26 protein-coding genes and 1 pseudogene are annotated in these 23,039 nt (G+C 62.7%); 13 read left to right on the plus strand and 14 right to left on the minus strand.

Translation table 11 applies throughout. The features are described from left to right. Positions 1-136: 136 nt before the first annotated feature. On the minus strand, positions 137-931 hold the full coding sequence (locus ABVQ20_RS13065; protein ID WP_354459913.1) for a phytanoyl-CoA dioxygenase family protein: 795 nt from the start codon (positions 929-931) through the stop codon (positions 137-139). 89 nt (positions 932-1,020) lie between these two features. Between ABVQ20_RS13065 and ABVQ20_RS13070 the strand changes: the two genes are divergently transcribed. Both ABVQ20_RS13070 and ubiA read left to right on the plus strand, forming a co-directional pair. Beyond that, on the plus strand, positions 1,021-1,932 hold the full coding sequence (locus ABVQ20_RS13070; RefSeq protein ID WP_354459914.1) for a LysR family transcriptional regulator: 912 nt from the start codon (positions 1,021-1,023) through the stop codon (positions 1,930-1,932). 62 nt (positions 1,933-1,994) lie between these two features. Beyond that, the gene (gene ubiA / locus ABVQ20_RS13075) at positions 1,995-2,978 is read left to right on the plus strand and encodes a 4-hydroxybenzoate octaprenyltransferase (RefSeq protein ID WP_354462172.1); all 984 of its coding nucleotides are present in this window, start codon (positions 1,995-1,997) and stop codon (positions 2,976-2,978) included. Positions 2,979-3,159: 181 nt separating this feature from the next. On the opposite strand, the gene ABVQ20_RS13080 is transcribed toward ubiA, so the two are convergent. The 3 genes from ABVQ20_RS13080 to ABVQ20_RS13090 all read right to left on the minus strand — a co-directional run bounded on the left by ABVQ20_RS13080 (position 3,160) and on the right by ABVQ20_RS13090 (position 6,324). Beyond that, positions 3,160-3,726: a DUF6101 family protein gene (locus ABVQ20_RS13080; RefSeq protein ID WP_354459915.1), complete on the minus strand. Its 567-nt coding sequence runs from the start codon at positions 3,724-3,726 to the stop codon at positions 3,160-3,162. A 183-nt stretch (positions 3,727-3,909) separates the two neighbouring features. After that, positions 3,910-5,340: an FAD-binding oxidoreductase gene (locus ABVQ20_RS13085; protein WP_354459916.1), complete on the minus strand. Its 1,431-nt coding sequence runs from the start codon at positions 5,338-5,340 to the stop codon at positions 3,910-3,912. Between the two features lie 9 nt (positions 5,341-5,349). Further along, positions 5,350-6,324 (minus strand): L-threonylcarbamoyladenylate synthase, encoded by a 975-nt coding sequence (locus tag ABVQ20_RS13090; RefSeq protein WP_354459917.1) that lies wholly within the window; start codon positions 6,322-6,324, stop codon positions 5,350-5,352. A gap of 160 nt (positions 6,325-6,484) precedes the next feature. On the opposite strand from ABVQ20_RS13090, the gene ABVQ20_RS13095 reads away from it, so the two are divergent. Further along, positions 6,485-6,985, plus strand: coding sequence for a hypothetical protein (locus tag ABVQ20_RS13095; RefSeq protein ID WP_354459918.1), 501 nt, complete (start codon positions 6,485-6,487; stop codon positions 6,983-6,985). A gap of 104 nt (positions 6,986-7,089) precedes the next feature. Here ABVQ20_RS13095 and ABVQ20_RS13100 read toward each other — a convergent pair whose 3' ends face one another. Together ABVQ20_RS13100 and glyS are read right to left on the minus strand one after the other, a co-directional pair. Continuing rightward, complete coding sequence (locus ABVQ20_RS13100; RefSeq protein WP_354459919.1) at positions 7,090-7,416, minus strand: ATPase; 327 nt, start codon at positions 7,414-7,416, stop codon at positions 7,090-7,092. A gap of 209 nt (positions 7,417-7,625) precedes the next feature. Further along, entirely contained in the window at positions 7,626-9,782 is a 2,157-nt protein-coding gene (gene glyS, locus ABVQ20_RS13105; RefSeq protein ID WP_354459920.1) for a glycine--tRNA ligase subunit beta, read from the minus strand. 225 nt (positions 9,783-10,007) lie between these two features. Between glyS and ABVQ20_RS13110 the strand changes: the two genes are divergently transcribed. Further along, positions 10,008-10,151, plus strand: a complete 144-nt coding sequence (locus ABVQ20_RS13110) for a hypothetical protein (RefSeq protein WP_354459922.1) — start codon at positions 10,008-10,010, stop codon at positions 10,149-10,151. Here ABVQ20_RS13110 and ABVQ20_RS13115 read toward each other — a convergent pair. Continuing rightward, positions 10,148-11,092: a glycine--tRNA ligase subunit alpha gene (locus ABVQ20_RS13115; protein WP_354459923.1), complete on the minus strand. Its 945-nt coding sequence runs from the start codon at positions 11,090-11,092 to the stop codon at positions 10,148-10,150. The genes ABVQ20_RS13110 and ABVQ20_RS13115 overlap by 4 nt on opposite strands. A 241-nt stretch (positions 11,093-11,333) precedes the next feature. Between ABVQ20_RS13115 and ABVQ20_RS13120 the strand changes: the two genes are divergently transcribed. Continuing rightward, complete coding sequence (locus ABVQ20_RS13120; protein WP_354459924.1) at positions 11,334-11,795, plus strand: GNAT family N-acetyltransferase; 462 nt, start codon at positions 11,334-11,336, stop codon at positions 11,793-11,795. A 53-nt stretch (positions 11,796-11,848) separates the two neighbouring features. Here ABVQ20_RS13120 and ABVQ20_RS13125 read toward each other — a convergent pair whose 3' ends face one another. From ABVQ20_RS13125 to ABVQ20_RS13150, 6 genes are all read right to left on the minus strand, one after another. Continuing rightward, positions 11,849-13,624: a tetratricopeptide repeat protein gene (locus tag ABVQ20_RS13125; protein WP_354459925.1), complete on the minus strand. Its 1,776-nt coding sequence runs from the start codon at positions 13,622-13,624 to the stop codon at positions 11,849-11,851. Between the two features lie 485 nt (positions 13,625-14,109). Then, complete coding sequence (locus ABVQ20_RS13130) at positions 14,110-14,739, minus strand: LysE/ArgO family amino acid transporter (protein ID WP_354459926.1); 630 nt, start codon at positions 14,737-14,739, stop codon at positions 14,110-14,112. Between the two features lie 387 nt (positions 14,740-15,126). Next, complete coding sequence (locus ABVQ20_RS13135) at positions 15,127-15,543, minus strand: DUF1284 domain-containing protein (protein ID WP_354459927.1); 417 nt, start codon at positions 15,541-15,543, stop codon at positions 15,127-15,129. A gap of 9 nt (positions 15,544-15,552) precedes the next feature. Further along, positions 15,553-16,146, minus strand: coding sequence for a biotin transporter BioY (locus tag ABVQ20_RS13140; protein WP_354459928.1), 594 nt, complete (start codon positions 16,144-16,146; stop codon positions 15,553-15,555). Positions 16,147-16,325: 179 nt separating this feature from the next. After that, entirely contained in the window at positions 16,326-16,994 is a 669-nt protein-coding gene (locus tag ABVQ20_RS13145; protein ID WP_354459929.1) for a GntR family transcriptional regulator, read from the minus strand. A gap of 84 nt (positions 16,995-17,078) precedes the next feature. Then, positions 17,079-17,363 carry a hypothetical protein gene (locus ABVQ20_RS13150; protein ID WP_354462266.1) on the minus strand — a complete coding sequence of 95 codons (285 nt, stop codon included), beginning with the start codon at positions 17,361-17,363 and terminating at the stop codon, positions 17,079-17,081. On the opposite strand from ABVQ20_RS13150, the gene ABVQ20_RS13155 reads away from it, so the two are divergent. Beyond that, complete coding sequence (locus tag ABVQ20_RS13155) at positions 17,310-17,819, plus strand: MFS transporter (RefSeq protein WP_354459930.1); 510 nt, start codon at positions 17,310-17,312, stop codon at positions 17,817-17,819. The genes ABVQ20_RS13150 and ABVQ20_RS13155 overlap by 54 nt on opposite strands. Before the next feature lie 25 nt (positions 17,820-17,844). On the opposite strand, the gene ABVQ20_RS13160 is transcribed toward ABVQ20_RS13155, so the two are convergent. Then, on the minus strand, positions 17,845-18,861 hold the full coding sequence (locus ABVQ20_RS13160) for a polyprenyl synthetase family protein (protein ID WP_227348550.1): 1,017 nt from the start codon (positions 18,859-18,861) through the stop codon (positions 17,845-17,847). A gap of 154 nt (positions 18,862-19,015) precedes the next feature. Here ABVQ20_RS13160 and ABVQ20_RS13165 point away from each other — a divergent pair. The 7 genes and pseudogenes from ABVQ20_RS13165 to moaB all read left to right on the plus strand — a co-directional run. Then, positions 19,016-19,195 (plus strand): annotated as a pseudogene (locus ABVQ20_RS13165) (alpha/beta-hydrolase N-terminal domain-containing protein); the annotation flags it as partial. A 96-nt stretch (positions 19,196-19,291) separates the two neighbouring features. After that, entirely contained in the window at positions 19,292-19,516 is a 225-nt protein-coding gene (locus tag ABVQ20_RS13170) for a putative signal transducing protein (RefSeq protein WP_354459931.1), read from the plus strand. After that, on the plus strand, positions 19,516-20,316 hold the full coding sequence (locus ABVQ20_RS13175) for a tRNA1(Val) (adenine(37)-N6)-methyltransferase (protein WP_354459932.1): 801 nt from the start codon (positions 19,516-19,518) through the stop codon (positions 20,314-20,316). The genes ABVQ20_RS13170 and ABVQ20_RS13175 overlap by 1 nt, the downstream gene beginning before the upstream one ends. A 107-nt stretch (positions 20,317-20,423) precedes the next feature. Further along, a complete protein-coding gene (locus tag ABVQ20_RS13180; RefSeq protein ID WP_354459933.1) occupies positions 20,424-21,284 on the plus strand; it encodes a S49 family peptidase in 861 nt (286 codons plus the stop codon). Between the two features lie 84 nt (positions 21,285-21,368). After that, positions 21,369-21,554: a hypothetical protein gene (locus ABVQ20_RS13185; protein ID WP_227348555.1), complete on the plus strand. Its 186-nt coding sequence runs from the start codon at positions 21,369-21,371 to the stop codon at positions 21,552-21,554. Positions 21,555-21,580: 26 nt separating this feature from the next. After that, positions 21,581-22,477 carry a 4-(cytidine 5'-diphospho)-2-C-methyl-D-erythritol kinase gene (locus ABVQ20_RS13190; RefSeq protein WP_354459934.1) on the plus strand — a complete coding sequence of 299 codons (897 nt, stop codon included), beginning with the start codon at positions 21,581-21,583 and terminating at the stop codon, positions 22,475-22,477. Next, a complete protein-coding gene (moaB, locus tag ABVQ20_RS13195; protein WP_354459935.1) occupies positions 22,464-23,018 on the plus strand; it encodes a molybdenum cofactor biosynthesis protein B in 555 nt (184 codons plus the stop codon). The genes ABVQ20_RS13190 and moaB overlap by 14 nt, the downstream gene beginning before the upstream one ends. The last annotated feature ends 21 nt before the right edge of the window (positions 23,019-23,039 follow it).

Below are 23,039 nucleotides of genomic sequence, written 5' to 3' on the forward strand. Positions count from 1 at the left end.
CGACAACGAGACTGCGCTATTGCCCGTTCGCCGACGGGTCAAGACATTTGGCGACTTTCGTTGCGATTGCGCACCGGAACATTGTCGCCATCAGGTCGCCCTTGGGCGTCCTGATGCGTACCCCTGGCGGCCATCATCAGCTCTGGAAGACGACCGGAAACCAGTCCTCACGCAGCTTCTGGCCGGGCTTCATGTCATGGCCAGGATAGGGAGGGGATGTGCGGCCGGGCCGCTCGACATAGCGCGCGTCGTCGCCGACCCACCGAAGCGAGAGCGCCCTGCGCCGTGCCGGCGTCATGTTGCCGCGCGCGCCATGCGCGGTCCTGAAGTCGAACAGGATAGCGTCGCCCGGTTCCATTTCCCACTCGAGAACCTTCAGGGTCGGATCGTTGTCGGGATCGGGTACCGGCAGATAATCGCTCTCTCCGGCATAGAAATTACTGTCGTCGAGCCAGCGCACCGGCAGGATCATCTTGTCCCATTTGTGCGAGCCGGCGATCAGGCGCAGCGTTGCCTCCTTCACCGGATCGATGGGAATCCAGAAACTGACGGTTTGTCGTCCGTCGACGAAGTAGTAGGGGATGTCCTGATGCCATGGCGTCGGCTTCTGCGTTCCCGGTTCCTTGACCAGAACGTGATCGTGGAAAAATTGGGCGGAGCGCGATTGCATCACCGCCGCCGCAATGGCTGCAGCCGGTGATTCCCTGACGACTTCCACGAATTCGGGGATGCGCTCCCAGTTGCAGTAATCGTCGAAGAAACTGCCGCGGCCGTTGGCGATGTCGGACGCGGTGGCGCTGCGGTTCTGCATGTTGCGCTCGATGCCGGCAGCGATCGTGTCGACCCAGCCCTTGAAAGCGCCGCGTATGCAGACTGCGCCGTCACGTTGGTAGTCGGCAATTGTCTGGGCATCGATATGTTGGGAAGCCATTGGTTTCTCCTGCGTTGGATGGCCGACTATCGCAGCCCTTTCACATCGGGTAAAATAATAACTTCTCATACATCACATAGTGACAGCCTATGAATTTGACCCTCGTTCAACTGCGCTACCTCGTTACAGTCGCCAGGCACGGCAGCGTCACCGCCGCTGCCAGAACGTTGAATGTCTCACAGCCCTCGATTTCCGTGGCGATCGACAATGTCGAGCAGGCCTTTGGCCAGAAACTCTTCGTCCGCCAGCGGGGAAGCGGCGTCTCGCTGACCTCATTCGGTCGCTCCGCCGTGGCCAAGGCAAAGCAGGTCCTGGCCGAGGCCGACGAGCTGGCCGGTCTTGGATCACGCGAGGCTGTGGTCGCCGGGGAGCTCGTGTTGGGATGTTTCGAGGACCTCGCGCCCTATTTCGCGCCGGCGCTTATCCGGTCCTTCTCGAAACGCTGTCCGGCTGTCGAGATCGTCGTGCGCGACGAGACCTTCGAGACGCTGGGAAGACGCATCCGCGATTCCGCCGTGGATCTGGGCCTTACCTACGATCTCGGTCTGCCCTCGCATTTCGCCCGTATCCTGCTGCACGAACTTCGGCCGCATGCGCTCTTGCCGGCCGGGCACCAGCTGGCGGATCGTCCCGCGGTCAGCCTGGCGGACCTGGCTGCTTATCCGTTGATCACGACGGACCAGCCGCAGAGCTGGCAGCATATGCTCGACCTGTTCCTGAGCCGCGGCCTGTCGCCCGTGGCTGATATCACGACAAGTTCGTTCGAACTCCAACGCAGCATGGTCGCCAATGGCTTCGGCGTCGCGGTGAGCTACACAAGGCCGCATGGCGACCGAAGCTATGATGGCCTGCCGCTGATCTGCAAACCGCTGTCGGATCCGCTTCCCATGCAAAGAATCATCCTCACGCACGACACGCGCCAACGGCTGTCGAACGCCGCGCTGGCGTTTATCGAGGTGGCGAAAGACTGGTTCTCGACCCACGACGTTTTCGCGTCATGATACTTGTTTGAGGGCGAGGCTTGGCGCTTGACGGCTTCGGCCTTCACTGCCACTCCAGCACAATGGAACCTGTCCAATCGAAAGCAGCCCAGGGTCGTGTCGCCGACGCGCCGAGTGGCCATTGGGTCTACCGGGCCTTGCCGCGCTGGCTGTGGCCTTACGCGCAGTTGGCCCGATGGGATCGGCCGATCGGCTGGCAGCTGCTGCTGTGGCCCTGCTGGTGGTCGGCAGCACTTGCGGCGAGCGCCTATCCTCGACCCGGCGACCCGCTGCTGTCGCTGTTGCCGGCGCCCTGGTATCTCGCGCTTTTCCTGATTGGCGCCATCGCCATGCGCGGCGCCGGTTGCACCTACAACGACCTCGTCGACCAGGACATCGACAATCAGGTCGAGCGGACGCGGTCACGGCCGCTGCCGTCGGGCAAGGTCACGCGCCGAAAGGCATGGTTGTTTCTCGTAATCCAGGCGCTGGCGGGACTCGTCGTTCTCCTGCAATTCAATAGTTTCGCCATCCTGCTCGGCATCTGTTCGCTTGCCATCGTCGCCGTCTATCCATTCATGAAGCGGTTCACCAATTGGCCGCAATTCGTGCTCGGCCTTGCGTTTTCCTGGGGCGCGCTGATGGGGTGGGCTGTGGAGTTCGGCGACATCGATGGTCCAGCGATCATGCTCTATATCGGCTCGATCCTGTGGGTAATCGGCTATGACACGATCTACGCCCACCAGGACAAGGAAGACGACGCCCTGGTCGGCGTACGCTCGACCGCAAGGCTGTTCGGCGACAACACCAAGACCTGGCTTGTCGGGCTCTATGGCGGGGCACTGGTGTGCTTCGCCATCGCCTTTGCGTCAGCTCAGGCGCCAGTGCCGGCACTGGCCGGATTGATCGCCGCCGGCGCCCATATGATCAGGCAGATTTCCGTGCTGGATATCGACGATGCGGACCAATGCCTTCGGCTGTTCAAGTCGAACAACCAGGTCGGCTGGCTGATCTTTCTCGGGCTGATCGGCGGTGCCGTGTGGGTGGCGCTGAAGCCGCTGGTGTAGCGGCCTGCGGCAGGGGATTGCTCCCCCCGGCCCTTCGCAGGCTCCTTGCCCTTCGGGCGTTCGGCACCTTCAAGAGGTCCACTGGACCTTTTTGATCCGCCCGAAGGCGGACCGGGTCCTCACCGTTCGAAGTTCGAAAAGCCAAGCGATTGGCTTTTCGTCTGCTATCGCGGACCGCTTCTCACTCCCGCGAAATGATCTCCTGGCCACCGATGACCAGCCTGAGACCCAGGTCGCCTGCCCTGCGGCGGGCGAGGAAGCGCGGGCGGCGCATGGTGGAAATACGTCCCTTGCGACGATCCTGCGCCGGCAACGTCTTGATGGCGGCGCCAAGCGATTCCTCCAGAGTGCGGGCAACGCCATCGGACTCGATCAGCAGCATCGGCAGGCGGTAGGCGTCGGCCCAGGCGCGCCAGTCGGCGGCGACATCGTCGAGATCGTCAGCGACCAGCAGCGGTACAGACAGCATCGGATCATTGTGCAGCAGTTCCAGGGTCACCGTGACATTGCCTTCGGGATCTTCCATCGCGCGGGCGGCAACGCCGCGGAACGCGTTGGCGGGCAGAGCGATGATCGCCGGCACGCCGCTCATCTCCAGCATGCGACGGATAACGGCGCCGCGATGGTCGATGGTGAAGGTAACGTCGCCATAGTCGTCGCGCGTGGCATAGCTCACCACTTGCGGCAGGCGAAATGGGTCGAGGCGCATGTTGCGTCCCGCCCAGACTGGCTTCAGTCCGGTGTTCATACTGTGCCTTCCTGTCTCTCCTGAGAGCCGGTATCCGGTTCTCTCCGGGTCGGTTTTTCCGACCTCGTTTGTGGGGAGACAGTAGCGCCGGGTCCTTACCGCCGGGCTTAAGAAAGTCGGTTAAATTTTGCTGATCTCAGGGATGGTTATCGGAATGCAACCAGACACAACATCTTGAAAGGATCAGATAACCTTACCGGGATTCATGATCCCGGCCGGATCGAACGCCGCCTTTACTCTGCGCATGAGATCGATCGCCATGGGCGGCGCCGTGGCGATCAGTTCATCCCGTTTCAACTGACCGATGCCGTGCTCCGCCGAGATCGAACCATGGAAGCCACGCACCACGTCATGCACAGCCTTGTTCATCGCGTGGTAGAGGTCGAGGAACGCCTCATCATCGCCGTCGACCGGCCGGGAGATGTTGTAGTGAAGGTTGCCGTCGCCCATATGGCCGAAGCACACGACGCGTGCACCGGGGCTCACCGAAGCCACGGCGCCGGCGGCCTTTTCGATGAACTGCGGTATCGACGCGATCGGAACCGAAATGTCGTGCTTAATGGACGCGCCCTCGGGCTTCTGGGCTTCCGGCAGCACCTCGCGGAAATTCCAGAAGGCTTCGCCCTGTGCAAGGCTGGCGGCGATGACGGCATCGCCGACGATATCCTGCTCGAGGCCGGCTGACAGCACCTCCTCGATCAAACCCCTCGCATCCTCGGCCGAGCGGCCCGAAGAAATCTGCATCAACACATACCAGGGCCAGTCCTCGACCAGTGGCCGCGTCACGCCCTGGGCATGCGCAAGCGTGTAGTCATATGGTCGCTTGCCGATCAGTTCGAAAGCGGTCAGCGCGGCACCGGCGCGGTCCATTGCCATACCGAACAGCGAAAGTGCTGCTTCGGGCGACGACAGGCCGACAAAGGCCACTTCGCGGCCCTTGGGTTTTGGAAAAAGCTTGAGCACGGCGGCGGTGATGACGCCGAGCGTGCCTTCCGCGCCGACGAACAGGTTCTTCAGGTCGTAGCCGGTGTTGTCCTTCTTCAGCTTGCGCAGGTCGTCGAACACTTCACCGGTCGGCAACACCACTTCGACACCCAGGCAGAGTTCGCGTGCGTTGCCATAGGCCAGCACGCCGGTGCCGCCGGCATTGGACGACAGATTGCCGCCGATCTGGCAGGACCCCTGTGCGGCGAGCGATAGTGGAAACAGCCGGTCGGCGGCATCGGCCGCCTCCTGCAGCGTCTGCAGGATGACGCCGGCCTCGACCGTCACCGTGTTGGACAGGACATCGATCTCGCGGATGCGGTTCAATCGCGACAGCGACAGGATGATCTCGTGGCCGGACGTGTCTGGCACCTGCGCGCCGACCAATCCGGTGTTGCCGCTCTGCGGCACGACCGGCGTTCCGGTCTCGGTCGCCAGCCGCATGATCCGGCTGACCTCCTCGACACTGCCCGGCCGCAGCACCAGCGAGGTCCTGCCATGCCACAGGCCGCGCCGCTCCATGAGATAAGGTGCGATATCCTGCTGGTCGCGCAGCGCATATTTGTGGCCGACGATTGCCGCAAAGCGCTCAATCAGGGCCGGGTCCAGGTCTCTGAAATTCTCGGTCATGGAAGAAAGCTATGTCTCCGAGGCGATGTTGTCACGTGGGGCGGCGGCGCGCGAAAGCCTGTCATTGATCGCTTCGCCCAGTCCTTCGAAAGGGATCGGCTCCACGGCGATCGTCGCGGCGCCGCTGCGATCAAGATCCTGCATATAGGCAAAGAGATTGCTTGCCGCCTCGCGCAGGTCACCGGCCTCGGACAGGTTGACGAGTGCCACAGCGCCTTCCCAACCGTCGGCGCGTCGATTGCCGAAAGCCAGCAACGCTTCACCTGCGTCCACTGTCTGAACATTAAGCCGCACCGCTGCACCCGGCGCATAGTGCGAGGCAAGCATGCCTGGCGCCTCGATCCCCACTGCTGTACCGCGCAGCAGCGTCTTGCCCAGGGCCGACTCGATCTCTGCAGCCGCGATACCACCGGGCCTGAGCAACCGCACCTCCGAGCCCTCGACCTTGACGATCGTCGATTCCAGGCCGACGGGCGTCGCGCCGCCATCGACCACCAGCCTGATCCTGCCGCCGAGATCGTCGGACACGGCCTGCGCCGTCGTCGCGCTGATCTTGCCGGATGAATTGGCGCTTGGCGCGGCGAGCGGGCGGCCGAGCCTGGCGATAAGGTCGCCGCCAAAGCCTCGGGGCATGCGCAGCGCGATCGTACCCAGCCCGGCGGTGACCAGCGGATGAATGCCGTTGCCGGGCCGCTGCGGCAGCACCAGCGTCAACGGCCCCGGCCAGAATGTCTCGGCCAGCTTTCTGGACAGCGGATCAAACAGCGCGATGCGCTCGGCCATCGCCATATCCGCGACATGGGCGATCAGCGGATTGAAGCGCGGGCGGCCCTTGGCCTCGAAAATGCGGGCCACGCCAATGCCGTTGGTCGCATCCCCGGCGAGCCCATAGACGGTTTCGGTGGGTATGGCGATGACGTCGCCACCTTCGAGCAGCGCCAGCGCCCGCTCCATCGCCTCCCCAACGACAATTATCTCAGCCACTCTCATCACCTCATGGAGGCTGGTGCGTAGTACGGCGGTGCCCACGGGGCAAGTCCGGGTGTCGGCGAATCATAAATCCCTAAAATGGTATGTTTCCCCGCAAGCCGACATCAATTCCCGCACTGTATGGTGCCGGCTCGCTGGGCAAGGGGTTACCATCGTGCGTATTCACATCATCGGTTCTGTCGTTATGTCGCTGGCGGCAATAGCCGGTACGGCACAGGCGTCGTCTCTCATCGTTCTTGGGCCGTCAGGCTCGACGCCGTCCGTCGTCAAGCTCGTTGCACTTGAACAGTCCAAGGCAGCCGACATCAAGTCCTCGGTCGTGGCGCTCGGCGAGCCGACGCCGGATGTCACCTATGAGAAAGTGGCCGCTCTCCCCGAGCAGCCAGCGGCCAAACATGGGCCGATGCAAGCGCCGATGATCATTCGCGGCGGTGTCGTCGGCAGCGCCTTCGATACGCCCGCGCCCCGCGCCGCACCGGCAGGAACCGCTGCCGCACCAGCGCCGGCGGCAACCGCCCGCATGCCGGCATCGGGAACCGCTGCAGCAACTCCCGCGAACGGCATGGCGTCCAACAAGAAGGTTGCTTCATCCGCGGGCACGCGTGCCGCGACACCACAGCCAACGCCCATCCCCGGCATCGGAAAACTCAAGTAACAGTCAGCACTACCGAGGTCTGACGGAAGCCGAGGCACGAACAAAACAGGGCGACGCTCGCACGCCGCCCTGTTCCGTCGACAGAAATCCGCAGGTGGAAGATTTCAGGCGGCAACGTGTTCGTCGGCGTCGTCTGCCTCTTCGTCCTCTTCCTCGTCGTCGGCGTGATCGCCTTCGGCCTTCACGCCCTCTTCGGTTTCATCTTCTTCATCGTCGTGTTCGTCTTCCTCGTCCTCGTCGTCGTCCGAGAGGGTAGCGGCTTCTTCGCCTTCGCTATCCTCGTGGTCGTCGCCTTCCGCGTGCTCGTGCGACTGGTCGGCGGCCTCGAGGGCAGCGGCGGCATGATCGACGGTGGTTTCGGAAGCGGATTCAAGCGCCTCGGAGGTGCCCGAGGTTTCTTCAGTCACTTCGATTTCGTGAGCGGAATTCATGGAAGCCTCCGTTGGGTTGGGGAACATGTCCCTTTTGCCACGGAGAGATCATCGTCATATGACTGTAAGCCGGCTTGAACGGCCGGCCGGAACAAAATTTTTCTCGGAGCCTAGAGCTCGTTTTCCGCGCATGATCCCGCCCGAACCACAGATCCGCGAAGCAAAACGGAATCCACGTTTCGCTAACGCGGTCCTTCGGTCTCGAACTCTCAACCAGCGATCTTGGAGAAATCCGCGACCTGATCGGTCGCCGTGCGGATGCGGGTGAGCAGTGCCAGGCGATTGGCGCGCACGGCCTGGTCCTCATCATTCACGAGAACGCGTTCGAAAAATGAATCAACCGGTTCACGCAGCACGCTAAGCGCCAGCATGGCGGCGGAAAAATCTTCGTTTTGAATCGCTTCGCCGGCTTGCTTCTCAGCTTGATTCACCGCCGCGAACAGCGATTTCTCGGCATCTTCGCGAAGAAGCGCCGGCTCAACATGTTCGGCGACCTGCGTTTTCTTCTTCTCCTCGGCGGCCAGGATGTTGGCCGCACGCTTGGTGCCAGCGAGCAGGTTCCTGCCATCCTCGGTCTCGAGGAACTTGCCGAGCGCTTCCACGCGACGGACGATCTGCAAGAGATCGTCGGATTGCGGCGTGATCACCGCATCGATCAGATCATGGCGGGCTCCCTGGTCACGGAGGTAGACCTTCAGGCGGTCGTGGAAGAAAGCAAGGAGATCACGGATCTGGTCCGCACCATCCCCTGCGTAGCGCGCGGCAGCGCTGGCGAAAACGGAAGCCAGTTTCAGCTGGATGCGGTTTTCGACCAGAATCCTGACCACGCCCAACGCTGCGCGCCGCAGCGCGTACGGGTCCTTCGAACCGGTCGGCTTTTCGTCGATGGCCCAGAAGCCGACCAGCGTATCGAGTTTGTCGGCGAGCGCGACAGTCCCTGACACCGGATCGCCTGGCACGTAGTCGGACGGGCCTTGCGGCTTGTAGTGTTCCTCGATCGCTGCGGCCACGGATGGATGTTCACCCTGCAGCAACGCGTATTTGCGGCCCATGGCGCCCTGCAGTTCGGGAAATTCGCCGACCACTTCGGTGGTGAGATCGGCCTTGGCCAGCACGGCTGCGCGGCGCGCCAGCACCGCATCGGCGCCGACGATCGGCGCCAATTCCTCGGCAAGCCGGGCAATACGCTCCACGCGCCCGCCTTGCGTGCCAAGCTTGGCATGGAAGGTCACGCCGAGATGGTCGAGGCGGGCCATGCGCTGGTCGAGCGGCTTGCTCATATCAAGCCCGAACTTTTCTGCCGATGCCTGCAACTGGTCGAGATCCGGCAGGTCGCCCTGGTCGGTCTTCCAGAAGTAGAGCGCGTCGGACAGGCGTGCGCGTACCACCTTGCCGTTGCCGCGCGCGATCTCCTTGCCGCCGTCGCTGGCTTCGATGTTGGCGGTGAGGATGAAGTGGTTGGAAAGGCCCTCGTTCGCGCCTTGCGGCCGCGTGACGAAGCATTTCTGGTTGGCGCGGATGGTGAGCCGGATCACCTCGGCCGGAATGGCCAGAAAATCCTGCTCGAATTCGCCCATCAGCACGACCGGCCATTCGACGAGCCCGGACACTTCCTCCAGCAGGCCTTCATCCTCGACCAGATCGAGCCCGTTGGCGAAAGCGAGATTTCTGGCGTCGGCGAGGATGATCTCCTTGCGGCGGTCGGCATCGAGCACGACCTTGGCAGCCTCGAGCTTGGAGACATAGTCGTCGAAACGGCGCACGGTGATTGCGCCCGGCGCATGGAAGCGGTGGCCGTAGGTGACATTGCCGGCGCGAATGCCATCGATCTCGAAATCGACGATCACCGGTTCCTCGGTCTCCGGGCCGAAGGTGCAGAGGATCGTCTGCAGCGGCCGCACCCAGCGCAGGGAACCCGGTTTCGCGGAGGCTGGCCCCCAGCGCATCGATTTCGGCCAGGGGAAAGTACGGATGATGCCCGGCACCAGTTCGGCGATGATGTCTTCCGCCGCCCTGCCCGGCTTCGAGATGTGGGCGACGTAGAAATCGCCTTTCTTCGGGTCGGAATGAACATGCGCCTCGGCGATCGAAGACAGGCCGGCCTTGCGCAGGAAACCCTGGACCGCCTGTTCGGGCGCCGTCGTGGCGGGCCCCTTGATTTCCTCACGGATATCCTTGGAACGCGCGTTCAGGCCCCTGATATCGAGCGTGAGGCGCCGCGGCGTCCAGTATTCGCGCGCCGCCTCATAGGTCAGGCCGGCCTCGACCAGACCGTCGGTCAGCATCTTCTTCAGGTCGCCCGCCGCCTTGCGCTGCATGCGCGCGGGGATTTCCTCGGAGCGAAGTTCTAGAAGCAAGTCGGGCATAGGGTCATCTCATGCGGGAGAGTGGTCCGCGCGGGGCATAGCAACTCGGCTGGCTGCTGTCACCCTTTCCGCGCATCGATCGCCGACTTCGGCCGTTTTCCGGAAGTTTTCGAGGTGCTGTCGGGCTGATGCCGGCCCGCTCGTCCTTGGGTCAAAGATTTCCATGAACCGAACGCAGCGCTGAAGCGACCCACGCTCAGGCAGAGAACCATTGGCTGAACGACCATGAAAACGGCATCGAGACTCCTGCAGATCCTGGCGCTCAGCGCCTGCTTCACCGCACAGGTTCATGGCACGTTCGCGATGCCGGGCGTTCGCCGCGCCCTGCAGACGATGGAAGCCTTCACTGTCCTCTCGATGAAGAGCTAAGCTGCGACCCCACCCGCCTGCGTCAGCAGAAACGCCTCGCCGCAGGCCTTGGCCAGATTGCGTACGCGCAGGATGTAGCTCTGCCGCTCGGTGACGGAAATCACGCCGCGCGCGTCGAGCAGATTGAAGACGTGGCTGGCCTTGATGCACTGGTCGTAGGCAGGAAACACCATCCTGTGCATCGGCAGATTGTCATTCGATGCTGGCGCGCCGGCAGCCAGCAACGCCTTGCATTCGGCCTCGGCGTCCTCGAAATGGCGCAGCAGCATGGCGGTATTGGCGTATTCGAAATTGTGGCGCGAATATTCCTGCTCGGCTTGCAGGAAGACATCGCCGTAGGTGACCTTTTCAGCGCCCTCGCGGCCGTTGAAATTGAGGTCGTAGATATTGTCGACGCCCTGCACATACATGGCCAGCCGCTCCAGGCCGTAGGTCAGTTCGCCCGCCACCGGCGCGCATTCGATGCCGCAGACCTGCTGGAAATAGGTGAACTGCGACACCTCCATGCCGTCGCACCAGCATTCCCAGCCGAGACCCCAGGCGCCCAGTGTCGGGCTTTCCCAATCGTCCTCGACAAAGCGGATGTCGTGCAGCAGCGGATCGACGCCGATCGCGGCGAGCGAGCCAAGATAAAGCTCCTGCAGGTTGGGTGGGTTCGGCTTCAGGATTACCTGGTATTGATAGTAATGCTGCAGCCGGTTCGGGTTCTCGCCATAGCGGCCATCCTTGGGCCGACGCGAAGGCTGCACATAGGCGGCATTCCAACGCTTTGGCCCGAGCGCGCGCAGCGTCGTCGCCGGGTGAAACGTGCCGGCGCCGACTTCCATGTCGTAGGGCTGCAGGATGACGCAACCATATTCCGCCCAGTAATTGTGCAAGGTCAGGATCAGCCCCTGGAAGGAGCGGCTGGGGTGCATGTGGGCGGGGATATTGTTTGTCACTGCGGCCTCGCGGAGCGGTGGGATGCGGACTTTCCGAAACCGCCTTTGCGAGCCGAAACGTCCGCACCTTCTCGGACCACGCTCTAGATGTCCGCCTCACTGGCGTCAAGGCAAGGCTCGCGGGCCTGGCTGCCGACGAGCAAAGAAATGTCGAACGCTTTGCTGTGAGTTGGCCCATTGCCGATCATAAGCGGACGCAGTCTGTTCGACGCTCCATCAGGCCAGCGAGACCAGACCAGCCATGCCCAACCCGATCACCATTCGTCCTGTCACTCGAAGGGATTTCGACCAGTGGCTTCCGCTTTGGGACGGCTACAACGCGTTTTACGGACGATCCGGCGAGACGGCCCTGCCCGACGAAATCACGCGGATGACGTGGTCGCGCTTCTTCGATGCCTATGAGCCGGTTCATGCGCTGGTTGCCGAGAACGAAGGCCAACTTCTCGGCCTCGTACACTACCTGTTCCACCGCAGCACCACGGCGATCGCGCCCAACTGTTATTTGCAGGATCTCTTCACCAACGAAGCGTCGCGCGGCAAAGGCATCGGTGGGGCGCTCGTCAACGGCGTCTACGAGCGGGCACAGGCCGCCGGCTCCGGCCGGGTGTATTGGCTTACGCATGAAACCAACCACACGGCGATGAAGCTCTACGACAAGATCGGCGAGCGGTCGGGGTTTGTCGTCTACCGAAAGCTGTTCTGAAAACGAAAACGGGGCTCCAAAAGGAGCCCCGTTTGCAAATCAAGATGGCCGATCTATCCCTTCGGCGTGGGCGTCGGGTCGGGCTTCACCTTCGGTGTTTCTTGCGCCGTGTTGGATTCGATCGGCGGCAGGCCCTTCAACAGCTTCTGCTGCAGGGCGGCGAGCACGTCGGGATCGGGCTTCAGATCGCGAGCCTGGTTCCACTGGTAGGTGGCTTCGAGCTTTCGGCCGACGCGCCAATAGGCGTCGCCCAGATGGTCATTCAGAACCGGGTCTTCCGGCTTCAGCGACACCGCGCGTTCCATTTCGCGCACGGCATCGTCAAACCTGCCCATGCGGAAGTAGGCCCAGCCCAGCGAATCGACGATGTAACCATCGCTCGGCCGCAGGTCGACGGCCTTCTGGATCATCGCAAGGCCTTCCTTGAGATTGATGTTCATGTCGACCCAGGAATAGCCGAGATAGTTCAGGACCTGCGGCTGGTCGGGGAACAGTTCCAGCGCCTTGCGGAAATTCGGCTCCGCCTTCGGCCATTCCTTCAGTCGTTCATAGGCGATGCCACGCTGGTAGAAGACGGTCCAGTTGGCGGCCACGGGCGTCTTGATCGTGGCAATGGCCTTGTCATAGAGCTCAGCCGCCGAGCGGAAATCTTCCTTCGAGGAATAGACACCGCCAAGCGCCAGATAGGCGCGCATATCGTTGGGATGCGCGTCGACAAACCCCTTCAGATGGGTGATTGCCTCGTCATTGCGACCAAGATCGGCCAGGTTGAGCCCGAGCTGCAGATCGGAAATTTCCTTCAGCGGCGAAGAGTTCGGAATCCGGCGATAGAGGGCAATGGCCCCCTCGCCGTCCTTCAGCTGCTCGGAGACAGCGGCAAGCTGGACAAGTGCCGCGTCGCTGTCGGGCCTGAGCGCCAGCGCATATTGCAGATAGAGACGGACAAAGGGCTCGCCGCCGCCACGATTGAGCGCGGTGGCGAGATCGAGCAGGATTTCCGAGGCACCGTCCGACGGGGTGGCAACCAAGGGCGGTACCTTCTCGCCCTTGGTGATCTTGTCGCGAAGGGCGGCGATCTCAAGCTTGCCGGGTGAGAACGCCTCGGCCTGGTCGAGCACCGCAAGCGCCTTGGTCTTGTCGCCCTTGCGGGCAAAGAAGGAGGCATAGGCCTGCGCGTTGCGCATCCATGTTTCGGGAGCCGCGCTGCCGGCCGCAGTGTCCTGCATTGTCGCGGTGTAGAGCGCTTCGGCCCTGTCGGGCAAGCCCGACGCATCCGCGATCAGCGCGCGATGAAAGGATTTGAAGAGGCCGAACCAGTCGGGGCCCTGGAGCTTGTCGATTGAAGACATGGCTTCCGTTGCATCACCGGCGCCTTGCTTGGCCCAGCCGGTCATCACGCCGGCGATAAGCCGGTCAAGGTCGGATTCGAGCGAAAGCTTCAGCCATGACTCGGCCTTGGAAAAATCCTTCTTGTGGAAAGAGTCGACCGCCAGCGCGAGGCGCGAGAACCGCTCGACATCGGGAACCTGCTTGAGTTTGTCGGCATAAACTAGGGATTCGTCGAAGCGACCTTGAGCGATCAGCGACAGCATCAGGCTCTGCTGCAGGCCGGTATCGCTCGGATTGAAAGCCAACGCCTGCTTGTAAAACGCAATGGCGTTATCGAGATCGTTGTCGCCCTCGGCGATCCTGGCCGCGAGATAGGCTCCCGAGAAGGATGTGATCTTGACTGGTTCGGTGGCTTGCTTGGCATGGGCTGGCAGACCCGAAATCGCCATGCCCGTCACAATTGCCAGCCCTGTCAGCCAGCGCGCACGTCCTTGCCGCATCGTATCCCTTTCAGCCGGGCACCATCTCCGCAACAGCGGGATCGCCGTAGACTCGATCTTTCCGGGCAAAGCATGGCCTTTTTGGGGTCACGCTTCAATCCGGCCCGAATTCACAATCGGGTCATGCCTTTCATACAATCGGGCCACGGCATTAATAAAGTCTGGCGCGTGGGAAATCGTTGAGCGGAGCGATGGTTTGGACGAATTTCGGGTTCGAAGTACACGCAAACTATTGAGTTCCAACAGTCAGGATACACCGCTGCTTGCTGACACTCGACGCCATAGCGGCGGCCGGCGGCGATCTTGGTATCGCCGATGGTGAATTCAAATGATCCGGCGCACCGGCGGCACCGGGCGCCGTCAAAGTCTCCACTCTGCAGTGGATGCCTCGCGTATCCGGGCTACGGGCATGGAACCGAAGAAGATTTCCAAGAAGATGATCAGGCGTCGGTCTGGGAGAACGACATGCATAGAGACAAGGACCTTCAAGCCATGGCGTTCACAGCCAGGAGAAGGGCAGCTAAAATCAGCACGGAGCCCGTGATCGCGTCCATCCATTTGAGGTAGGTCGGGCTGTCGAAGCAGCGAGACAGGTTCACCCCGGCCAAGCTCCAGCCATAGAACTTGATTGCGGAAGCCGCGAGGAACCCACCAGCGAACCCCGCCTGTTCCTCACTGCCGTAGCTGGATGCAAGAACGCCGACGAGAAACATTGCCTCAAGCCAGACCAGCGGGTTGAGCCAGGTGACGATTAGCATCGAACCGATCGCCTGGAACCGGGACTTGCAATGTGCTGGGACCATCCTTGTCCCGGGTGTCCGGCTGGTCCTTTGCAGGATCCGCGCTCCCCACCATGCGAGAAATCCGGCGCAGCCCACCTGCAGAATGTCGGAGAATGTCGGATACCGCGTCAGCAGCGTTCCAAAGCCGCTGACACCCATGGCCACCAGCGCGAATTCAGAAGCGTAACCGGTGGACGCGACCGCAAGCGGGTGACTGCGCGTCAAGCCCGCCTGGATAAGCATGAGGTTCTGGGGCCCAAGTGAAAAGCTAAGCCCGAGGCCGAACACGAAACCAGATGCCATCGCCTGCGACAAGAAGAGATCGGCGATCATTGCCCTGCATCCATGTGGCGGCATGGCCTGGCCGCTTCATCCGGAAACAGACAACTCTGACATTCAAGATCGGCAAGCCCATGCGTGTGGCGGCACGAAGCGTCGCCTCGTTCTTCCGATCGCGCACCGTTCCGCATCTGTCGCCTCCCGCAAACGAAACACCGCGATAAAGGGGGCGTTGCCGTGTTCGTTGCCCTGGGAGACTGGACGGAAGCGCACGCCCCCGAATATCGGCAAATGCCTGCAGACAAGTCAAAAGCCACCCCACGCTGTGGAACATGGTCACGTCGAGTGTCGGAAGCGGTGCGCGAAAGTACCGATTTCAGGAAACATTGCAGGTATTTGCCGACTGTTCGGCCACGTCGGGTCCATGCTGCGAGGCAGTCGCTACACGCGCGTATCCGGATAAGAGCTGGCTGCAACCTGGCTGCACAGCCCAGCCCATTCGCAGCCTTGACAAGCATTGCGCGTGAGGCCCGCGGAAAAGGCCTCCCGCATCCGCGCCAATGTCTGCGCGTCGAGATCAATGCGGATGCCCGGCTTGATGGGCCGAGCCAGCAAATCCCCGACATCCCGCGCCGCGAGACGATCCCGCTCGACGACACTCTCGCCCCAACAATGCGGCTCCGGCTCGCCTAGCAACGGAGCGCAGATATCGTCAGGACCGGAAACGATAAGGATGTCCTCGCCCCGGCTGAGGCGCCCCGCGATCACGTCGTAGTTGGCGGTGAAGGCGGGGCTGTATCCTTTGCCAACGTAGGTCAGCAGGCAAAGCAGGTGATGGGGACGCAGTCTTATGGTCATCTGTTGCAATCAGGGATTGGCCGGCTTCGCCTTGTTGCCGGAAAACAGCTTGAGCGTCGCGGCGGCCAGCGCCGACTTCAGCACCCCGCCGACAATGAACGGCATGAAACCGAACGTGACGGCCTTTTCCGCGCCGATCATCGCGGCGAGCCATGCCGTGCCGAGAGCCAGACAGGCAAGGTTGCCAAGCAGCATGGCTGCGAAGGCAAGCACGACCCGGTTGCCGTTCCAGCCGCGTTCGGCCAGCCAACCGACGAGGGCACCGGTGATTGGAAAAGCGAAGAGATAGCCGCCAGTCGCACCAATGAAATGATGGGCACCGCCCGCGCCGCCCGCCAGCACCGGGAAGCCCAGGGCGCCCTCGACAAGCCATGCGGTGATGGTGACCGCGCCAAGCCGCCAGCCATAGAGCGCGCCAATGAGCGTCACGGCAAAGGTCTGCATGGTCACCGGAACCGGCACCATCGGCACTTCGATGTAGGATGACAGCGCCAGGAACAGCGTGCCGAGGACAACAGCACCGGCCTGCCAGCCAAGGGAGCGATCCTGAAGCCGGAGCGGACTGAAAGACGGGCTGCGCGGCGCGAATGCGATGTCGGTCATGATGGCTTCCTTCTGGTTGTCGAAATTATAGATAATTTCTTTCTTTGATCTATTATCGAATCCACAAATCCAGACGGATAGCAACCCCTCTTGGGCGGAAAGCGCTGGAGGACAGACAAACCCAGGGGTCGCGGTGCGGATTCCAGTATCCAACGAATGGGAGACTGGCGCCGATAGGCCTAGCCGACGATGGCGAAAGCCTCGCGCGTGGTTCCAGAGGCCGTCTTGACTGGCTTGCGGCCGATCCACTGCACGTGCCGGCCAAGCGTCGCGGCCGCCGATTCGGTGTTGCCTTGTCGGAGCGCGCCAAGGATTGCCCGATGATCCTGATCGGTGCGGATCTCCCACTCGGAGCGCCATGCGGCGAACAGGAAGCGTGCGCTTGCGGCGTGCAAATCATCGATGGTGGCGAGAAGGCGCGGCATGCCGCAAGGGGTAAGGATCAGCCGATGAAAGGCGCGGTTTGCCTCTTCCCACGACCGGACGTCGCGCGATTTGTCGCCGGCCTTGGTCGCCTCCTCCGCCAGATCGAGAATGGCTGCCGTCAGATGCGGCGCGGCATGACGCAGTGCCAGCACTTCGAGTGCGGCCCGCATTTCGGCGACTTCCTTGACCTCGCCAAGGTTGAAAGCCGCGACACGCACCCCACGGCGTGGTTCGCTGACCGCCAACCCTTGCGCCTCCAGGCGCCGGAAAGCCTCGCGTACCGGAACATGGCTGGTTTCGAATTCTTCGGCGATGTGATCCTGCCGCAAACGGGCACCCGGCTCGATGGCGCCCGATATGATCCGGTCCGCTAGCACCTTGCTGATCCGGACGGCGATGGTCTCGTCTGTGCGCTTTGCCATTTTTTATAGATAATTTGCGGCGCGGCACATTGTCGAGACGACGGCACCCGAAATCTTGAGTGCCGCCCTGTCGTCACCTCACGGCTACTGGATAAGCTTTGCGTCCAACGCCTGCATCGCCACCGTCACCAGATCGTGCAGCCGTTCTTTCGACACGCCGTCGCGCGCCTGCACCGAAAGGCCAAACAGCAGTGTGGTGTAGTAATCTCCCAGGGCCTCCGGATCGGTGTCCGGCCTGAGGTCGCCATCGCGAACGCCCTTTGTCAGGCGCTCGACAATCAATGCGTTTCGCGCCAGGCGCCGCTCGGCCAGCCAGTGCAGCACACCGTCATTTTCGGTGGCGCAATTGGTCGCGGCCGAGACAACCATGCAGCCCTTCGCACGCAGCTTGGCGAACGTCTGGCGACGCGCTTTTCGACACGCTCGACCCTGGTCGGCGGTATGATCATGGGGGCGGCCGGCACAGCGCTGATGGTCCTTGGAGCGCCCGCCGACAGCAGCTATCTGTCGCTCGTTCCCGGCCTGATCATCTCCGGTGTCGGACAGGGCATCGTCTGGACCGCCATGTGGATCGCGGCGGCTTCGGGTGTGGCCCATGAGGAACAGGGCGTCGCCTCGGGGATGGCCTGCACAACGCTCAATATTGGAAACGCGATCGGCATGGCGACCTTGATCGCCATCGCGAACAGGCATCTCGGGGGGCTGACAGGTGATGCGCTGAAGACCGCAACCGCGGACGGTATTCAGCTCGCCTTCTGGCTCACGGCGGCGGGCATCGTGATCAGCCTGCTCGCTGCAATGGTCCTGCCGGGAAAACCGAAGTAGGCGGCACCGCTGCGAGTGACGCCGTTCAGTTCACACGGCTGATGCAGAAATCGATGACATCGATCAGCGCCGATTTCTGCGGCGTCGCTTCCAGCGGCGCCAGCGCGTCACGGGCGATCTCGCCGAAATGGCGGGCGCGCCCGATCGTGTCGGCTATGGCGCCGTGGCGGGTCATCAGGCCGATCGCCCTCTCGAGTCCGGCGTCATCGGTGACATTCTCCTCGATGGCGCGTTTCCAGAAGGTGCGCTCGGCCTTGGTGCCACGCCGATAGGCGAGGATGACCGGCAAGGTCACTTTCCCCTCACGGAAATCGTCGCCGACATTCTTGCCCAGGTCCTTGCTGGTGCCACCGTAATCCAGCGCATCGTCGATCAGCTGGAAGGCAAGGCCGAGGTTCATGCCATAAGAGCGCAGCGCGGCCCGGTCGTTGCGCGTCGCCTGGGCAATGACGGGGCCGACTTCGGCTGCGGCCGAAAACAGTGCCGCCGTCTTGGCCTTGATGACCGCGAAATGCTCGTCCTCGGTGGTTTCGAGATTCTTGGCGGCGGCAAGCTGCATCACCTCGCCCTCGGCGATGATCGAGGCGGCACTCGAAAGGATGTCGAGCGCTTCCAGCGAGCCGACATCGACCATCATGCGAAAGGCCTGTCCAAGCAGGAAATCGCCGACCAGCACGCTCGCCTGGTTGCCCCAGATCATGCGGGCGGTCTTCTTGCCACGACGCATGCCGCTTTCGTCGACAACATCATCGTGCAGCAACGTCGCGGTGTGCATGAACTCGACCGACGTGGCGAGCTTGACGTGGCCCTCACCGGCATAGCCGAACATCTGCGCGGCGGCGAGCGTCAGCATCGGCCTCAGCCGCTTGCCGCCCGACGAGATCAGATGGTTGGCCACCTCCGGGATCATCTCGACGTCGGAGCCGGCCTTGGACAGGATCAGTTCGTTGACGCGCCCCATGTCGGCGGCAGTCAGGTCGATCAGATCCTTGATGGAGGCGGGTTCCCGCTTCCCGTTTTCGATGTTGAGAACGACACCCACCACAGATACTCCCGTCCTAGATAAACGCGTGCGACGGCACCCTTAGTCCCGATTTGGACTCTAGGGCGGCAAGCACCGGCACGGCAAGTGGCGAATTGGCGCGGTGGCTGTAACAGCTTGTTGACCGGCACCAAAGCTGCGCTACGGTCGACGCATGATAAAGGGTTGCATCATCAGACTGTGGCCCTCGTTGTCGACAGTCGGCCTGCTTGTCGGCACCCTCTTCTTCGCGGCGTCGCTGACGCCATCGCTCAATCCGCGCAGTTTCCTGGTGCAAGGCGTTCTTTCCGGCTTCTGCCTTGCCGCGGGCTATGGAGTCGGTGTTTTCGCGCGGTTGAAGCGTCACTTCGCGAGGCAGTGAAGAGATGTCGGAAATGCCTGAATCAGCCCGCCCGTTTACATCGGACGGCCAAGCTGCGAGTTTCGCTGGATGATAGAACTCATCCGCACCAACGACGCCGTCATCATTTCCTTTGTCGAATCGCTGATGCGCGATGCCGGCATCGGCTGTTTCGTCGCTGACCAGAACATGAGCGTGCTCGATGGCTCGATCGGCATCCTGCCGCGACGCGTCATGGTCGACGCCGACCAGGTCGACGCGGCGCGGCGCATCCTGACGGATGCCGGCATCGCCAACGAGATCCGCCAGAAGTAATGTCCGCGTCGCCCGCCGCCCTTGCCCCGGACATGCCGGCCCACACGGTCGACGCATTCCATCGCGGGCGCTTCTGGCTGGTGCAGCCGAAGCAAGGCGGGCATCGCGCCGGGATGGATGCCATGATGCTGGCGGCCTCAGTACCGTCGTCATTCGCAGGCCGCCTCGCCGATTTCGGCGCCGGCGCCGGCGCCGCAGCCCTGGCGGTGCTGTCACGCTGTCAGGCCGCCGAGGCGGTGCTGGTCGAGCGCTCTCCCGAAATGGCTGGATTTGCCGCGACGACGCTTGCCCATCCAGGCAATGCGCATCTGAGCGACAGGGCCTCGGTGCTGACGGCCGATGTCGCGCTGTCGGGCCGGACCCGCTCCGCCTCTGGCTTGAGAGACAATGCGTTCGACTTCGTCATCATGAACCCGCCGTTCAACGCCGCCGAGGATCGCGCGACACCCAACGCGCTGAGAAAAGAGGCGCATGTCATCGAGGACGGGCTGTTCGACAACTGGATTCGAAGCGCCGCGGCCGTGGTCAAGCCACGCGGCGGGCTATCCGTCATTGCCCGGCCCGAACAGCTTGGCGCCATCCTCGACGCGATGGCCGGCCGCTTCGGCGATGCCGAGATGCTGGCCGTCCACCCGCGCCCGGAGGCCGCCGCGATCCGCATTGTCGTCAGGGCGACGCTCGGCGCGCGCGGCAAACTGTCGATCCGTCCACCGCTGATGCTTCATGCAGCATCGGGTAACGGCCCCGCGGAGCGGACGGAGATGATCAACAACGGGCTTGCTTCGCTGTTCGGTGACTGATTTCCGATTGCGCGCGTACCCCAAGGGCGCTGCACGCTTTTGGGGCATTGCCGTTAGCCGGGGAATTCCTACATGCTTTCCACCCATTGACCGGAGACTGCAACCTCGTGAAACGCCTCTTCAACCGCCTGCTGCCGAAATCCTGGCGCTCCACCGTCGTCACCGTTCCGGTCATCCGGTTGCATGGCACCATCATGTCGGGAGGCCAGTTCCGGCAGAACCTGTCGCTTGCCTCCACGGCCGGGCTCATCGAAAAAGCATTTTCCTTCGACGCGCCAGCGGTCGCCATATCGATCAATTCGCCTGGCGGCTCGCCGGTCCAGTCGCGGCTGATCTTCAAGCGCATCCGCGACCTGGCCACGGAGAAGAACAAGAAGGTGCTGGTCTTCGTCGAGGATGTGGCGGCATCGGGCGGCTACATGATCGCGGTCGCCGGCGACGAGATCTTTGCCGATCCGTCCTCGATCGTCGGGTCGATCGGCGTCGTGTCGGCCTCGTTCGGCTTTCCCGAGCTGATGAAGAAGATCGGCGTGGAACGCCGCGTCCACACCGCCGGCCAGAACAAGGCCGTTCTCGACCCGTTCAAGCCGGAGAAGAAGGAAGACGTCGAGCGGTTGAAGGCCCTGCAGCTCGAAGTGCACGATACCTTCATCGAACTGGTCAAGGACAGGCGCGGCAAGAAACTCAAGGATGATCCCGATCTGTTCACCGGCCTGTTCTGGACCGGCAAGAAGGGGCTGGAGCTCGGCCTCGTCGATGCGCTGGGCGACATGCGCACCGTCCTGAAGACCCGCTTCGGTCCAAAAACCCAGCTCAGGCTGGTCACGGCGCCGCGCGGTTTCCTCAGCCGGTTCGGCCTGTTTGCCTCAGCCAAGGGCTTTTCGGCGCCAGACATCGCCGCCGCTGCCGCGAGCGGCGTGGTCGATGCGGCGGAAGAGCGCGCATTGTGGGCTCGCTTCGGGCTTTGAAAAAGCTACAAAAGCGTCTAGCATAGAGGCTTGACCCACCCGACCGGCCGCATTTGCCGGCCTTGCGAGGGAGGAGTTTTTGACATGCCACAGATCATTTTCTTCGCTGTCGTCGGCGTCGCCGCCTATTTCGGCTACCGGTCCTTCGTCAAGGAAGCCGATCGCGTGACGGCAAAGGTGCGGCGTGCCGAGAAGCAGGCCGCCAACGGTACAATGGGAACGCTGGTCAAGGATCCGAAGACCGGTGAATACCGGCTGGCCAAGGACTGAACATCATCCCTATCACAGCTGAGACAGTGAATTCCGGCGCTCGGACATGGGCCGCGCATGCCAAGATCAATCTTGCGCTGCATGTCACCGGCAGGCGTGACGATGGTTATCATCGGATCGAAAGCCTGGCCGTCTTCACCAGGTTCGGCGACCGGGTCGAAACGGAGCTTGCCGACAGCGACACATTTTCCGTGTCTGGCCGATATGCGTCCGCTGTGCCGCTCGACGACAGCAATCTGGTGCTGCGGGCGCGCGACGCACTGCGAAAAGAGGCGGGCCTTCAAGGGACGCCACCTGTAGCCATCAGACTGGAGAAGAACCTGCCGGTAGCCGCCGGCATTGGCGGCGGCTCGAGCGATGCGGCAGCGGTTCTGCGCGGTCTCATCCGGATATGGAATCTTGACATCGACAATGCCGTTCTGGCGCGGATTGGCCTTGCGCTTGGCGCCGATGTGCCGATGTGCCTCGCCGCAAAGCCGCTGATCGCGCGTGGCATCGGCGAGGAATTGTCGATGGTGCCCGATTTTTCGTCGCTTGGACTGGTTCTGGTCAATCCGGGCACCGCCGTCGCCACGGCCGATGTCTTCAAGGCGCTCGCCCGTCGCGACAATGAAGGGCTGCCGCCGCTTCCGCGTGTCCTCGACTTCCATGGCGTGCGCAACTGGCTGGAGATCACGCGCAACGATCTTGAGCCTGCCGCACTCGCCATGCAGCCCGCCATCGGCAGGGCGCTGTCCCAACTGACCCGGGCCGGAGCGGGGTTTGCACGGATGTCCGGTTCCGGCGCTACCTGCTTCGGGCTGTTCGAGACCGGCAATGTGGCGAAGCGCGCTGCTGCCGAGATCCGCGGCCGCCAACCCGATTGGTTCGTGGCGGCAACGCGAAGCCTGACATCGGAGGCCGATCCCCATGGCCAGGACTGACGAGAGCCGCGCCTTCATCCCCGTCCGCATCGCCGTGCTGACCGTCTCCGACACGCGCAGCCTTGCCGACGACAAATCCGGCCAGACGCTGGCCGACCGCATCGCGGAGGCCGGCCATGTACTGGCCGCTCGCGACATCGTCACCGACGACCGCGAAAAGATCCGCGACAAGGTGCTGGGCTGGTCGAAAGACCCGGCGATCGACGTCGTCATCACCACCGGCGGCACCGGCTTCACCGGCCGCGACGTGACGCCGGAGGCGTTGGAGCCTATCTTCGAAAAGCGCATGGATGGCTTTTCCGAAGTGTTCCACCGCATCTCCTACGACAAGATCGGCACATCGACGATCCAGAGCCGCGCCACGGGCGGCGTCGTCAATGCCACCTTCGTCTTCGTGCTGCCAGGCTCGCCCGGCGCCTGCAAGGACGCCTGGGACGGCATATTGAAGCCGCAGCTCGACTACCGGCACATGCCCTGCAACTTCGTCGAGATCATGCCGCGCCTGGACGAGCACCTGCGGCGCGGCACCAAAACCGCATAAGCAAGGCTTCGCCCTCCTCCA

It is taken from the genome of Mesorhizobium shangrilense (assembly GCF_040537815.1).
Classification (GTDB): Bacteria; Pseudomonadota; Alphaproteobacteria; order Rhizobiales; family Rhizobiaceae; genus Mesorhizobium; species Mesorhizobium shangrilense.